This is a genomic window from Streptomyces sp. ISL-96, from assembly GCF_018614035.1.
Taxonomy (GTDB): Bacteria; Actinomycetota; Actinomycetes; order Streptomycetales; family Streptomycetaceae; genus Streptomyces.
In genome coordinates this window covers 120,835-133,371 of the sequence record NZ_JAGGPA010000055.1, presented here as the reverse complement: position 1 = coordinate 133,371, position 12,537 = coordinate 120,835, and the positions used below count along the sequence as shown (strand labels likewise).

Annotated in this window: 12 protein-coding genes and 2 pseudogenes; 5 read left to right on the top strand and 9 right to left on the bottom strand. The window is 70.5% G+C overall.

Annotated features, from left to right (window positions below; genetic code table 11):
* Window positions 1-17: 17 nt before the first annotated feature.
* Window positions 18-671, bottom strand: a complete 654-nt coding sequence (locus J7E96_RS29465; RefSeq protein WP_215135616.1) for a helix-turn-helix transcriptional regulator — start codon at window positions 669-671, stop codon at window positions 18-20.
* A 70-nt stretch (window positions 672-741) separates the two neighbouring features.
* Here J7E96_RS29465 and J7E96_RS29460 point away from each other — a divergent pair, with 70 nt between their 5' ends.
* Together J7E96_RS29460 and J7E96_RS29455 are read left to right on the top strand one after the other, a co-directional pair.
* Window positions 742-1,167: an ATP-binding protein gene (locus J7E96_RS29460; protein WP_215135614.1), complete on the top strand. Its 426-nt coding sequence runs from the start codon at window positions 742-744 to the stop codon at window positions 1,165-1,167.
* Window positions 1,168-1,177: 10 nt separating this feature from the next.
* A complete protein-coding gene (locus J7E96_RS29455) occupies window positions 1,178-1,768 on the top strand; it encodes an NADAR family protein (RefSeq protein WP_215135612.1) in 591 nt (196 codons plus the stop codon).
* A gap of 4 nt (window positions 1,769-1,772) precedes the next feature.
* On the opposite strand, the pseudogene J7E96_RS29450 reads toward J7E96_RS29455, so the two are convergent.
* Window positions 1,773-2,174, bottom strand: a pseudogene (locus tag J7E96_RS29450) (MFS transporter); the annotation flags it as partial.
* Here J7E96_RS29450 and J7E96_RS29445 point away from each other — a divergent pair.
* Window positions 2,174-2,356: pseudogene (locus tag J7E96_RS29445) on the top strand (MerR family transcriptional regulator); the annotation flags it as partial. The pseudogenes J7E96_RS29450 and J7E96_RS29445 sit on opposite strands and share 1 nt — an antisense overlap.
* Here J7E96_RS29445 and J7E96_RS29440 read toward each other — a convergent pair.
* Window positions 2,334-3,029: a response regulator transcription factor gene (locus J7E96_RS29440; protein WP_215135610.1), complete on the bottom strand. Its 696-nt coding sequence runs from the start codon at window positions 3,027-3,029 to the stop codon at window positions 2,334-2,336. The pseudogene J7E96_RS29445 and the gene J7E96_RS29440 overlap by 23 nt on opposite strands.
* Complete coding sequence (locus J7E96_RS29435) at window positions 3,026-4,318, bottom strand: ATP-binding protein (protein WP_215135608.1); 1,293 nt, start codon at window positions 4,316-4,318, stop codon at window positions 3,026-3,028. Before J7E96_RS29435 ends, J7E96_RS29440 begins: the two co-directional genes overlap by 4 nt.
* Before the next feature lie 162 nt (window positions 4,319-4,480).
* Here J7E96_RS29435 and J7E96_RS29430 point away from each other — a divergent pair, with 162 nt between their 5' ends.
* Window positions 4,481-5,824 carry a PspC domain-containing protein gene (locus tag J7E96_RS29430; protein WP_215135606.1) on the top strand — a complete coding sequence of 448 codons (1,344 nt, stop codon included), beginning with the start codon at window positions 4,481-4,483 and terminating at the stop codon, window positions 5,822-5,824.
* Between the two features lie 165 nt (window positions 5,825-5,989).
* Here J7E96_RS29430 and J7E96_RS29425 read toward each other — a convergent pair whose 3' ends face one another.
* The 5 genes from J7E96_RS29425 to guaA form a co-directional block, all read right to left on the bottom strand.
* The gene (locus J7E96_RS29425; protein WP_251070617.1) at window positions 5,990-6,484 is read right to left on the bottom strand and encodes a DoxX family protein; all 495 of its coding nucleotides are present in this window, start codon (window positions 6,482-6,484) and stop codon (window positions 5,990-5,992) included.
* A gap of 234 nt (window positions 6,485-6,718) precedes the next feature.
* Window positions 6,719-7,984 (bottom strand): hypothetical protein, encoded by a 1,266-nt coding sequence (locus J7E96_RS29420; protein ID WP_215135604.1) that lies wholly within the window; start codon window positions 7,982-7,984, stop codon window positions 6,719-6,721.
* Window positions 7,985-8,094: 110 nt separating this feature from the next.
* On the bottom strand, window positions 8,095-8,895 hold the full coding sequence (locus J7E96_RS29415; protein WP_215135602.1) for a class II aldolase/adducin family protein: 801 nt from the start codon (window positions 8,893-8,895) through the stop codon (window positions 8,095-8,097).
* A 49-nt stretch (window positions 8,896-8,944) separates the two neighbouring features.
* Window positions 8,945-9,556, bottom strand: coding sequence for a Uma2 family endonuclease (locus tag J7E96_RS29410; RefSeq protein ID WP_215135600.1), 612 nt, complete (start codon window positions 9,554-9,556; stop codon window positions 8,945-8,947).
* 116 nt (window positions 9,557-9,672) lie between these two features.
* Window positions 9,673-11,256 carry a glutamine-hydrolyzing GMP synthase gene (guaA, locus tag J7E96_RS29405; protein WP_215135598.1) on the bottom strand — a complete coding sequence of 528 codons (1,584 nt, stop codon included), beginning with the start codon at window positions 11,254-11,256 and terminating at the stop codon, window positions 9,673-9,675.
* Window positions 11,257-11,568: 312 nt separating this feature from the next.
* On the opposite strand from guaA, the gene J7E96_RS29400 reads away from it, so the two are divergent.
* On the top strand, window positions 11,569-11,880 hold the full coding sequence (locus J7E96_RS29400) for a chorismate mutase (RefSeq protein WP_215135596.1): 312 nt from the start codon (window positions 11,569-11,571) through the stop codon (window positions 11,878-11,880).
* Window positions 11,881-12,537: the final 657 nt, after the last annotated feature.

Genomic DNA, 12,537 nt, shown 5'->3' with positions numbered 1-12,537 from the left:
CCGACCATCCAAAACAGTCACTGCTCCTTGGTCTCCAGCAAAACAATTGGTCCATTGAGCCCCGGGTTTGCGCCCGCACTAAACGGCAGCACCTGGATTGAGACATGACGGAGCGAGCCGACCTCCAGCAGGTGCAACAGCTGCTCCTTGTGCGCCGCTGGCCCGCCCACTGGGCACCGCAAGACAGCTTCGTACAGAACAAAGCTGCACTCGACCGGTGGCCTCCTGTTGAGCAGGGACTGTCGGCCCAGTCGCGCCTCGACCCGAGCCTCCACCGTTTCGTCGTCCAGCGGCGGACGGTGCGCCATGAGCAGAGCTCGCGCGGTGGCCTCGGTCTGGAGTAGTCCGGGGATAAGCAGGGGGTCGTACCACCAGAGACTCACGGCCTCGGATTCGTACTGGAAGTACTCCTGCGACCGCGCAGGGAACTTTTCCGGCACCAGGAACTCCCGCGCCGCAATAAGCAACCCACCCGCCCCGCAATACCCGTCCGCCACCTGAAGCAGATGCAGCGTCGGCTTTCGCCGCCCAGCCTCCATCGCCTTTACGTACTCGTAGCTGCAACTGGCCTCCTTGGCCAGCGCCTCCCGCGTCACACCCGCCCGCTCACGCCAGCGCTTGATCTGATTGCCGCAGTACCGCCAGGCCATCGGCGGTTCGGGGTTTGCCATGGTTACAACCACCCTCTGTACCGGGGCCGTTACTCCACCAAGCTATGCCCCTTCCCTCACGGTATGAGCCATGAACGACCACACCGAGTGGCACTTCCCCCGCCACCCCCGCAGCGTCGGCCGCGCCCGTAACCTCCTCGCCGACCAAGCCCGGGAGTGGAAGGTGCCCGATGACGCCGCTGAGACCGCAACCCTCCTCCTCAGCGAGCTCATGACCAACGCCCTGCGTCACGCGGGCTGCGCGCCCGGCCGGGAGATCTGGGTGCGGTTCGCCTCGCGGCAGCAGGCAGTCGCCGTCCTCCGCGTCGAGGTGTCCGACGCCTGCGTCGTACTCCCGCATCCGCGCGACGCCTCGCCGGACGACGAGACCGGGCGCGGGCTCGCGCTGGTCGACGCGCTCGCCGCGCGGTGGGGGGCCGCGCCGCGTGAGTGCGGGGTCGGCAAGACGGTGTGGTTCGAGGTCAATTGCCTTGAGGCGGCCGGCAGCGGTGTGTAACGGTGCGCCCATGCCCAACGACCCTCGCAGTAGCCCTCTCCCCAGATCCGTCGCGGAGGCTGTCGCCGCAGAACAGCAGACAAAAGCGCGCCTGCGCTACCTCTATTTCTGGGGCCACCGGCCAACCCCCGGCTCCGCCGCCGGGCCCGGATGCCTCAGCCAGTGGTGGCCCGTCGAGTTCACCGAGGACGGTCACACCTACCGCTCCGCCGAGCACTACATGATGTCGCACAAGGGCTGGCTGTTCGGGGATGACGAAACCGCCGCCAAGATCCTCCAGGCCAGGACCCCCGGCGAAGCGAAGGCCCTCGGCCGCCAAGTCGCCGACTTCGACGAAGCGACCTGGCGCGAGCACCGCTACGGAATCGTCGTACGCGGCAGCATCGCCAAGTTCGGCCAGCACAGCGCCCTCCTCCACTACCTCCTCGCCACCCGCAACCGCGTCCTCGTCGAAGCCAGCCCACTCGATCCCGTGTGGGGCATCGGCCTCGCAGCCGACGACGTACGCGCCGCCTCCCCCACCACCTGGCGCGGCCTCAACCTCCTCGGCTTCGCCCTGATGGACGCCCGCGAGGTGCTGCTTGCCGAGGAGGCGGCGTAAAGCCTCATGAGGTCGCGCTCGTACGTCGCCGCCGCGCCGGGAAACCATGCGTCCGGGCCGCCATCACCACCAGCAGCACCGGCACCAGCAGCACAAGGACGCTCCACGGGAAGGACGTCGGGCCGAGGCGGTCGAGCAGGATCCCGCCTGCCAGTCCACCGCCCGCCATGGCCGCGTTCCACAAGGTGACGAGCATGGCCTGCGCGGCGTCAGCCACGTCACCCGCCGCGTCAGCCACGGCGGTTTGCAGGAGGGTGGGCGCGCCTCCCCATCCGAGCCCCCACAGCGTCACCGCGACGTACAGCATGGCGGGACTGTCGGCCAGCACCGCCAGGATCGCGGCCGCCACGGCCACCAGGACGGTGCTGGCAACGGTCAGCGCCCGCAACCGGCGGTTGATCCGCGCGGCAGATCCTCCCCTGCCTCGACAAGCCCCGCGTCATCCACTTCCCCGACGCGACACCGGAGATGCTCGCCACGCTGCAACGCGAACGCGACCGGATGACCGAGCGCATCGAGTGCCTCATCCGCAACAGGGACGCCATGGACGAGTACCTCCAGACCGTCACACCAGCCGGCGCGCCGTAGCCCACCGCGTCAGCTCATGCCGGTTCGAGAGCTGAAGCTTGCGCAGCACCGCCGACACGTGCGACTCGACCGTCTTCACCGAGATGAAGAGCTGCTTCGCGATCTCCTTGTACGCGTACCCCCGCGCGATCAGCCGCAGCACCTCCCGCTCCCGCTGCGTCAGCCGGTCCAGGTCCTCGTCCACCGGCGGGGCGTCCGTCGACGCGAAGGCGTCCAGCACGAAGCCCGCCAGCCGGGGCGAGAACACCGCGTCGCCGTCCTGCACGCGGAAGATGGAGTCGACGAGGTCCGCGCCCGTGATCGTCTTCGTCACGTAGCCCCGCGCCCCGCCCCGGATCACCCCGATCACGTCCTCCGCCGCGTCCGACACCGACAGCGCCAGGAACCGCACCGGGTTCTCCACCGCGCCCATCATCGGCGCGCACCGGCGCAGGACCTCGACGCCGCCGCCACCCGGCAGGTGGACGTCGAGCAGGACCACCTCGGGGCGGGTCGCCGTGATGACCGTGACCGCCTGGTCGACGTCGGCGGCTTCGCCGACCACCTCGACGCCGGTCGTCTCGGTCTGCCCGATCTCCGCCTGCACTCCCGTACGGAACATCCGGTGGTCGTCCACCAGCACCACCCGTACCCTGCGTGCCTCGCCGCCGCTCTCAGTCGTGGTCTCGGTCATGCGTCCGCCGCCCTCTCCATCTCAAGCTCGACCACCGTGCCCCCGTCGGGCGCGGAACGCAGCCTCGCCGTGCCGCCGTTGCGCTGCATACGGCCGATGATCGATTCTCGTACGCCCATACGGTCGTCCGGCACCGAATCCAGATCGAACCCCGGCCCCCGGTCCCGTACGGAAACGAAAACCGTCCGGCCCTCGACCTCCGCGTAGACCTGCACCGCTCCGCCCTCGCCACCGTACTTGGCGGCGTTCACCATTGCCTCGCGCGCGGCCTGCATCTGCGCGACCAGCTTGTCGTCGAGCGGGCAGTCGCCGACGACCACGACCTCCAGCGGTACGCCGTGCTTGTCCTCGACCTCCGCCGCCGACCGCTTGACCGCCTCGGCGAGGGTGGTGGGCTCCTCGGACTCCTCCTTGCCGTTGCCCTCCGGCTTGTAGAGCCAGTTACGCAGTTCCCGCTCCTGCGCCCGCGCCAGGCGCCGTACCTCTCCGGGGTCCTCCGCGTTGCGCTGGATCAGCGTCAGGGTGTGCAGCACCGAGTCGTGCACATGAGCGGCGACCTCGGCGCGTTCCTGGGCGCGGATGCGCATCAGGCGCTCCTCGGACAGGTCCTGGGTCATACGGACCAGCCAGGGCCCGGCCAGGAGCGCTATGCCGGCGACGACCGCCAGCGCCGCCGTCAGTACGTTGCCGAGCTGCGCCGCGGATCCCCGTACGACCAGGAACGCGGTCAGGCCCGTACCGACCAGCGCCACACCCGCCAGTCCGCGCGCCAGCTGCAGCATGCGGCGGCGGCGGCCGATCTCCATCCAGTGGGCGCGGCGCGCGTTGTCGGCCTGGCGCCAGACGAGTACGACGCCGAGGCCGATCAGCAGCGCCGGCCACACGTACCGCCCTGCCTGGCCGCCCACGTCGACGCTGGTGACGAAGGTGACGGCGCCGACGAGCAGCGCGAAGAGTGCGAAGACCTGGCCCTTGTCGGGCTTGCGGAGCTTGCGGCGCCCGTCAGGGGCGGTCTCGAAGGCCGAGCGCGGCGCGTCCACGCCGCCGACGCCGAGCGGCACCACGAACCAGAAGACGGCGTACAGCACCGCGCCAAGGCCGTCCGAGAGGAAGAGCGCGAGAAAAACGATCCGCACCCAGACCACCGGCAGTCCGAGATGCCCGGCGAGCCCGCGCGCGACACCTCCGAGCATCCGCCCTTCGGCGCTGCGGTAGAGCTTGCGCGGCTGCGACTCCTCCGGTTCGGGGCCGTGGGAGCTCGCGGCTCGGCGGGGCGTGGCGACTGGCATGCCCCGATGGTCACATGTACGGGCGGGTCCGGGCATCAGGGTCGGCCCCCCACATTCCCCTGACTACCGGGGTGCGCTGCGAGCCGACTCGGGGTGGAAATCAGGGATCGTCCAGGGTCGGGGCGGGTGCCGCGGCGCCGTACCGCCCCTCACCATGGACGTATGACACAGCCGTACGACGCCGCCGCTTCCCCGGCCTCCGCCGGAGAACCACCGCCGCCACCGCCGCCACCGCTGCCGCTGCGCCGCAGCAAGCGGCAGAAGGTGGTCGGCGGCGTGTGTGGCGGGCTCGGCCGGCACTTCGACCTCGACCCGGTGATCTTCCGGATCGGTCTCGGCGTCCTGGCCGCCACCGGCGGTCTCGGCCTGATCTTGTACGGCTTCGCCTGGCTCTTCATCCCCCTCGACGGCGAGGACGAGAACGAGGCACGCCGCCTGCTGACCGGCCGGGTGGACGGCGCCACGCTCATCGCCGTGCTCTTCGCCCTCGTCGGCTGCGGCCTCTTCCTCTCGATGCTGAACAACGGCAGCGTCCTCGGCTTCGCCGTGCTGCTCTCCATCGCCCTCGCCGGCGCCGCGTACTGGTCCAAGCGCCGCCGCCTCGCCGCCCCCGAAACCGGCCCGGCCGACCCGGTGACCGCGCAGGCGGCCGCCGTCGCGCCGCCCGAGACGCAGGCGCCGCCCGTAGCCGGTGCGCCCTCCTGGTGGCGGGACCCCATCGTCAAGGACGGCACGACGGGCCCGGTCGGCACCGGCTATCTGTGGGGGCCCGAGGGCGCGGTCGTCGACGAGGCGCCGGGCCGGGACCTGGGTGCGGCCCCGGCCCTTTCCTCGCAGCAGCGGCGCGACCCCGCGACGCGCGGGCCGCGCGGCATCGGCGGGCGGGTGTTCCTGCTGGCGGTACTGGCGGCCGGCCTCGGCACCGGCCTGTCGTGGGACACGCAGCCGCTCGGCACAAGCCTCCAGATCGGCCTGTCCTGCGCGCTCGCCGTCTTCGGGCTCGGCATCACGGTGAGCGCGTTCCGCGGCCGTACGAGCGTCGGCACGATTCTGCTCACCCTGATCACGGCGCTGATGCTGACGGGCGCCGCCGCGCTGCCGAAGGAGATCTCCACGGACTGGATGCGTACGGACTGGACGCCCGCCTCGGCCTCGGACGTGCGGCCGGGGTACGAGCTCGGCTCGGGCGTGGGCACGCTCGACCTCAGCGGCGTACGCGTACCGGCGGATTCGTCGGTGGCCACCCGGGCCGAGATCGGTGCCGGGCAGCTCAGGGTCGTCGTACCGAAGGACGTGAGGGTGGAACTGCGCATGAAGGTGGGTGTCGGCGACATCCAGCTGCCGGGAGAGAAGCGACAGGACTTCGACGTACGGACCGACCAGGACCTGCGCCGGACACTGCAGCCGGCCAACGGGCGGCCGCAGGGCGGTAAGCCCGCCGGGACACTCCAGCTGGATCTGGAAGTCGGCGTCGGACAGGTGGAGGTGACCCGTGCCGCGAAGTGACGCGCACCAATTCAGGCCCGGCAAGCTGATCAGCGGCCTCGTCGTGCTGGGCACGGCAGCGGCGTACACGGCAGACGCCGCAGGCGCATGGCAGGTCCCGGCCTACCTCGCGCTCCCCGTCATCTGCCTCGGGCTGCTGCTCGCGGGCGCGGCGAGCTGGGTGACCTACAGCGTGCGCCGGCGGCGCGCCGCCAGGGCCGCGTCGACGGAGAGGAACGGGGCGCCCGCGAGCACGAGCGGGAGCCAGGCCATGAGGTAGATCAGGTCGTTCCCGTAGTAGTACGGGTCGGACGACCAGCTCACCGTCAGCCACAGGCTCAGCGAGATCAGTGCCCCACCCAGCGCGGCGAGGCGGGCGAGCAGTCCGATCAGCGTGCCGATGCCGACGGCGACTTCACCGAAGCCGATGGCGTAGCCGAAACCCTCGGGGTTCTTGAGGGCGAGGTCCACGAGGGCGGGGATGGCCGAGGTGTCGCGCACGCCGCGCATCATCTCGCCGACCGAACCGGTGCCGCTCGCGGACATGAACTGACTATCCGTCAGCTTGTCCAGGCCGGCGTAGATGAAGGTGACGCCGAGGAAGATGCGCAGAGGCAGGAGCGAGTAGCGGCGCGACGCCGTGGCCCGCAGGCCGCCGCGCCCGTACGGCCCGTCGCCCATGCCCGTGCCCATGCCCGTGCCCGTGCCCGTGCCCGCGCCCGTGCCCGCCATGCTGCCGTTGCCGCCGGTTCGATACCCGTGGCTCATGGTCTGGTCCCGCCTCTCCGAAGAGTCAGCGCCGCCCGTACGGCGCGGGCACGATTCTCCCCGCGCCCCTCGAAGGGGGATACGTACGCAACGGTGATCCGGCTCAAACGGCAGGTCGCAAACGGTGCTGTTCAGCCGCTCAGCCTCTCAGTCGGTGACGTCGATCGTCACCCGGTCGGTCTCCGCGCCCGCCGCCGTCACCACCTGCACATCCACCCGCCCCGGCTCGACCTCCACCGGCACGGGCACGGTCAGCACCGTGTCCGTCGGGTTGGCGAAGCCGCCCGGCACCGGGATCAGCGGCACATGGACGTGCACCGTCCCGATGCGTACGACCATCCGGGCCAGCCGGTCAGGGGTCCCCGCGCCCGGCGGTACGAACCCCGCGCCGCGGATCTCGATGTCGTCGCCGGTACGGATCGGCGCGTCCAGATCGCCCGCCTCCCTGGCCCGTACGACCGACAGGACCACCGGGCGCCCGCCCTCCGCGTACTTCCCCGCGAAGTACGTCGCCGCCGAGACCGCCACCAGCACGGCCAGGCCCCACGGCAGGTCGGGCAGTTGCTCGGGCCGCCGGGCCAGACGTACGGCGGCGAAGACCACCGCGACCGCGCTCACCAGGACGTACTGCACGTCGGCGAAGTTGCCGCGGCCCGCGTCGTCGGTGAGCAGGTCGGCGGCGCGGGGCCGGTCGGCCCGTACCTTCTGCAGGCGCTGGGAGAGCACCCGGACGCTCACCACGTGACGTACGACAACCGCGATCGCACAGGTCAGCGCGAGGACGGTCAGCATGCCGAGCCCACGGGCCAGTTCGAGGCCGGCGATCAGCGCGTCGCGGTCGGCGTGGTCGGAGGCGCCGGCCAGCTGGATCGCGATCACCAGCACCGCGAAGACGATGAGCAGGACCCAACTCGCGGCGACGGCGCGCGAGGTCGACAGCCGGTTGTCCTCGCCGATGAGGGGCGCGAGGAGGCCGCCGCGCGCCCGGTGCGTGCGCGCCGCGCCGGTTAGCAGGGCGGCGGTGACGAGCGCGGCGATCAGCCCCGCCGTGCGGGCCGGGGTCCAGCCGGCGCCGATGGCGGTGAACGCCTCCGCGAGCAGCAGCACAATCACACCGCCCCACACCACGAACAGCGTGCTGCGCCACACCATGGCCAGCCACGCCTCGCCCGCCTCGCGGCTGCGCTCGGCGACCGCGCGGGCCGACTGGGTCAGCTCGTCCGACACCCACTGGCGCGAGGCGCCCGCGGAGTGCGCGACGGCGGCGGGCAGCCCCTGACCTGCGGCGAGGCCGTCGCGCTTGGCCAGGAAGGCGGCGACGGCGCGTCGGTGGCCCTCGCGGGCGCCGTGCGGGCAGTCGCCGCACGTACAACCGCCACTGTGCGTGCTCTGTCGTGCCTCTTGCACAGCCACGGAAGTTGCCGCCCTCTCGCACTCACTGAAGGGAAGTTCCCTCCGGTGTAAGGGAATTCTGCCGTACGGAGGGAGACCGCCGCTCCACCCGAAAGAGTGCTACCCGAGTGCTACCCGAACAGCTCCGGCTCGGTGCGGCTGATCCGGTGCCAGAGCGGCTGGTGGTTGATCCACGCGACGAGGTCGCTGCCCAGCTGGTCGCGCGTGGCGACCGCGTCCTTGTGGTCGATCAGTACGGGCCGTCCCGCCGCCCGCGCGGCGAGCTGCACCTGGCAGCAGCGCTCCATCGCGATGAACCACCAGGCCGCCGCGTCCACCGAGTCCCCGACGGTCAGCAGACCGTGATTGCGCAGGATGACGGCCTTGTGGGGCCCGAGCGCCCCCGCGATCCACCGCCCCTCCGCCTCGTCCACGGAAACGCCCGTGTACGCGTCGTACAGCGCGTGGTCCTCGTAGAACGCGCACGCCTCCTGCGTGATCGGTTCGAGCAGCTCGCCCAGCGCGGACAGCGCGCGGCCGTGGACCGAGTGGGTGTGGGCGACGGCCACGACGTCCGGCCTGGCCCGGTGGACCCGTGCGTGGACCATGAAGGCCGCCTGGTTGACGTGGCGGGCGCCCTCGACGACCTGCCCGTCTCCGTTGACGAGGATCAGGTCGTTCACGGTCATGTCGGCGAAGGCGAGGCCGAAGGGATTCACCCAGTAGCAGTCGGCGTGCTGCGGGTCGCGCGCGGTGATGTGCCCCGAGACGCCGTCCTCGTACCCGTACTGCCCGAACAGCCTGAGCGCGGCGGCCAGCCGTTCCTTCCGGTACTGGCGTTCCTCGGCGGCGGTCGCGTGGGCGGGCGGCATCGCGAAGTGCAGTTGCTCGACGGGCACCGGTACGGGCGCGGGCGCGGGTATTTCGGCCATGGGGCGGAAGGTACCGCGCGGTACGGCAGGTGAACAGAGCCGCTCGCGATCAGTCTCTGGTGGGACGGCGGCGGTTGATCGCGGTGAGGTCAATGTCGATCTCGAACGGGACCGTCAGCTTGAGCCTGTTGTGGTAGATGCCCATGGGAACGTACGCCTTGAGCGCTGGATCGAGCTCATAGACGTACACGACAGGAAGGCCATCGTTCTCTTCCACGCGCCAGTAGTGCGGCACGCCTGCCCCGGCATATTTTCGGGGCTTGACCTCACGGTCGCGCTCTTCGGAGTCCTCGGAGACGACTTCAACAGCCAAGATGACGTCCTCGGGCTTGAGGTAGGTGCGCTTTGGCCCGGTATCCGCTCCGACCGGAACCACGAGGACGTCCGGTTCAGGCCTGTTTCGCTTGTTCAGCTTGATGCTGAACTCACGGAAAACGTCGAGCTCGTCCGAAACCTGGTCCAGGAGGGTGTTCTCAAGCAGACGCATGGTGCGCATGTGGAAAGTAGTTTGCGGGCTCAAGAAGACGAGGCTCCCGTCGATCAGCTCAGTGCGCCTGGGCAAGTTCGGAAGCCGGTCGAGATCGTCCGCGGTCCAGCCGCCTGCCGGGGGGACTGGATAGTTGTAGTTCTCGTCCAGTTCGTACTCGGGTGCGGCGCTCATGATTGCTCCCATGTGACGGAGTCTCGCGTGCAAAGTCAGCGTACCCACCGGGAACGACAACGCCGCCACTCAAACGAACGAGCGACGGCGTCGGCGTTGACCCTGCTAAGCGGGGATTACTCCCACTCGATCGTCCCCGGCGGCTTGCTCGTCACGTCGAGCACCACGCGGTTCACGTCCGCGACCTCGTTCGTGATCCGGGTCGAGATCTTCGCCAGTACGTCGTACGGCATCCGCGTCCAGTCCGCCGTCATCGCGTCCTCGGACGAGACCGGGCGCAGCACGATCGGGTGGCCGTACGTCCGGCCGTCACCCTGGACGCCCACGGATCGTACGTCCGCGAGCAGCACCACCGGGCACTGCCAGATGTCGCGGTCGAGACCGGCCGCCGTCAGCTCCTCGCGGGCGATCGCGTCGGCGTCGCGCAGCAAGTCGAGGCGCTCCTTGGTGACCTCGCCGACGATACGGATGCCGAGGCCGGGGCCGGGGAACGGCTGGCGCTGGACGATCTCCTCCGGCAGGCCGAGCTCCTGGCCGACCATCCGGACCTCGTCCTTGAAGAGCTGGCGCAGCGGCTCGACGAGCTCGAACTCGATGTCGTCGGGGAGTCCGCCCACGTTGTGGTGCGACTTGATGTTCGCGGTGCCGGTGCCGCCGCCCGACTCGACGACGTCCGGGTAGAGCGTGCCCTGCACGAGGAACGCGACGTCCTCGCCCTCCGCGCCGGCCTCGGCGACGATCTCCACCTGGGCCTGCTCGAAGACGCGGATGAACTCGCGGCCGATGATCTTCCGCTTCTCCTCGGGGTCGGACACCCCGGCGAGCGCGTTCAGGAAGCGCTCCTGCGCGTCGACGACCTTCAGCTGTACGCCGGTGGCCGCGACGAAGTCCTTCTCGACCTGCTCGGTCTCGCCCTTGCGCATCAGACCGTGGTCGACGTACACGCAGGTCAGCTGGTCGCCGATGGCCTTCTGTACGAGCGCTGCCGCGACCGCGGAGTCCACGCCGCCGGACAGGCCGCAGATGGCGCGCTTGGTGCCGACCTGCGCCTGGATGGCGGCGATCTGCTCCTCGACGACGTTGTGCGTGGTCCAGTCGGGCTCGATACCCGCGCCCCGGTAGAGGAAGTGCTCCAGGACCTGCTGGCCGTGCGTGGAGTGCATCACCTCGGGGTGGTACTGCACGCCGTACAGCTTCTTCTCGTCGTTCTCGAAGGCGGCGACCGGCACGACGTCCGTGGACGCGGTGACGGTGAAGCCCTCGGGGGCGGCCGAGCAGGCGTCGCCGTGCGACATCCACACCGACTGCTCGACCGGGGTGCCCTCGAAGAGGGTGGAGCCGGCCTTGGAAACGGAGAGAGGGGTACGCCCGTACTCGCGCGCACCGTTGTCGTCGACCGCGCCGCCGAGCGTCGTGGCCATCAGCTGGAAGCCGTAGCACATGCCGAAGACCGGGACACCGGCCTCGAAGATCTCGCGGTCGAGGGTCGGGGCGCCCTCGGCGTACACGGAGGACGGACCGCCGGAGAGGATGATCGCCTTGGGGTTCTTGGCCAGCATCTCCGCCACCGGCATGGTGCTGGGGACGATCTCGCTGTAGACGCGGGCCTCACGGACACGGCGGGCGATGAGCTGGGCGTACTGCGCGCCGAAGTCGACAACGAGGACGGCGTCGGGGGCGGCGGGGGGCACTGCTGGCACGGGGCGGCCTTCCGGCGGTGAAGGGTGTCGGGACTGTCAATTCTAACGGGGACGCGACATTCCCTTTGTCTCACCATACGAACCGGGCTTTGGCCGCCCGTCGGCGCCAGGACATACTGGACCCATGCACAAGCAGCTGAGCTTCCTCTTTACCTATGGCACCCGGTCCGACCGGTGCCATGGTCGAGCTGCTTGAGCTACTGACAAGCGACTTCACAGGCGCCCCGGGCCGACAAGGCCCGGGGCGCTCTGTCATTCCCGGGCCTGGCCGCCCCGGTGGGCCGTACCCCTTCATACAGTGGAGATACGGATATGAGCACCAGCACCCCGACCGCCACCCCCGCCACCGCCGCCGACAAGACCGGCGCCCGCACCGACGAGGCCGCGGACCTGATCGGCAACGCCCGGGAGCGCATCAACTCGCTCGACGACAGGATCATCGGTCTCATCCAGGAACGGATGGCCGTTTCGGCCGTCATCCAGGAGGCCCGCATCACCTCGGGCGGCCGCCGCGTGAACCTGTCGCGCGAGATGGAGGTCCTCGGCCACTACAGGGACGCTCTCGGGAAGCCCGGCACGGCGCTCGCGATGACGATGCTGGAGCTGTGCCGGGGCCGTATCTGAGGCCGTATCTGAGTTCGGGCGCATCCTCACCCGTACGGCGCGTGACCGGGCCCCGCGGGGCTTCGTTGGTCCCGGTGTCCGCGCCAGCCAGGGGCGGGCGCGCAGGAAAGAACCACGCGTGGCTCCGCCGGGGCGTGCGGCGTACTGCGAGTGCGTCGTGGGACCTCGTCCCGGCGCGCGTGACCGGTCGGCAGGGGACAGCAGCCCGGTCACCCGAGGCGGTCGGTTCCGGGGACGCCCGGAACCGACCGGCCGTGTCACCGGGCCGGGTCGCGGGATGTCGTCGAAACTGTTGCGCCCGCCGCGGCAGATCCCGCACGATGCAAAGGCAGCCCGCGCACGCGACACCACCCGTGCGCCCCTCGTGCGCCGGGCCGGCACCACCCAGCTCCACCCAGCTTCACCTCAAGAGCCAGCGGCGCACCCCCCGGCGCCGCCCCCGCGGCACCGGCGCTGCCCTGACGCCGGTGCTGACGGCCTGGGGCCCCGCGGAACTCCCCCGTCCGCGGGGCCCTTCGCGTTGCGCGGGCGGTGTGCCTTGTCGGGCGGCGCGGCAAGCACGTGACGCACGCCACATGAGAAACCCATGAGGTTCCGGGCAACCCTTTACGCCCGTCACAGGTCATCCATGCGAACCAACGGCCACCTGTGCACCCC

Coding starts and splice junctions, on each gene's coding strand:
- J7E96_RS29440 (WP_215135610.1), bottom strand. CDS start 3,029: ATGACCGAGACCACGACTGAGAGCGGCGGCGAGGCACGCAGGGTACGG.
- J7E96_RS29455 (WP_215135612.1), top strand. CDS start 1,178: ATGCCCAACGACCCTCGCAGTAGCCCTCTCCCCAGATCCGTCGCGGAG.
- J7E96_RS29415 (WP_215135602.1), bottom strand. CDS start 8,895: ATGGCCGAAATACCCGCGCCCGCGCCCGTACCGGTGCCCGTCGAGCAA.
- J7E96_RS29430 (WP_215135606.1), top strand. CDS start 4,481: ATGACACAGCCGTACGACGCCGCCGCTTCCCCGGCCTCCGCCGGAGAA.
- J7E96_RS29465 (WP_215135616.1), bottom strand. CDS start 671: ATGGCAAACCCCGAACCGCCGATGGCCTGGCGGTACTGCGGCAATCAG.
- J7E96_RS29400 (WP_215135596.1), top strand. CDS start 11,569: ATGAGCACCAGCACCCCGACCGCCACCCCCGCCACCGCCGCCGACAAG.
- J7E96_RS29410 (WP_215135600.1), bottom strand. CDS start 9,556: ATGAGCGCCGCACCCGAGTACGAACTGGACGAGAACTACAACTATCCA.
- J7E96_RS29460 (WP_215135614.1), top strand. CDS start 742: ATGAACGACCACACCGAGTGGCACTTCCCCCGCCACCCCCGCAGCGTC.
- J7E96_RS29435 (WP_215135608.1), bottom strand. CDS start 4,318: ATGCCAGTCGCCACGCCCCGCCGAGCCGCGAGCTCCCACGGCCCCGAA.
- J7E96_RS29425 (WP_251070617.1), bottom strand. CDS start 6,484: ATGGGCGACGGGCCGTACGGGCGCGGCGGCCTGCGGGCCACGGCGTCG.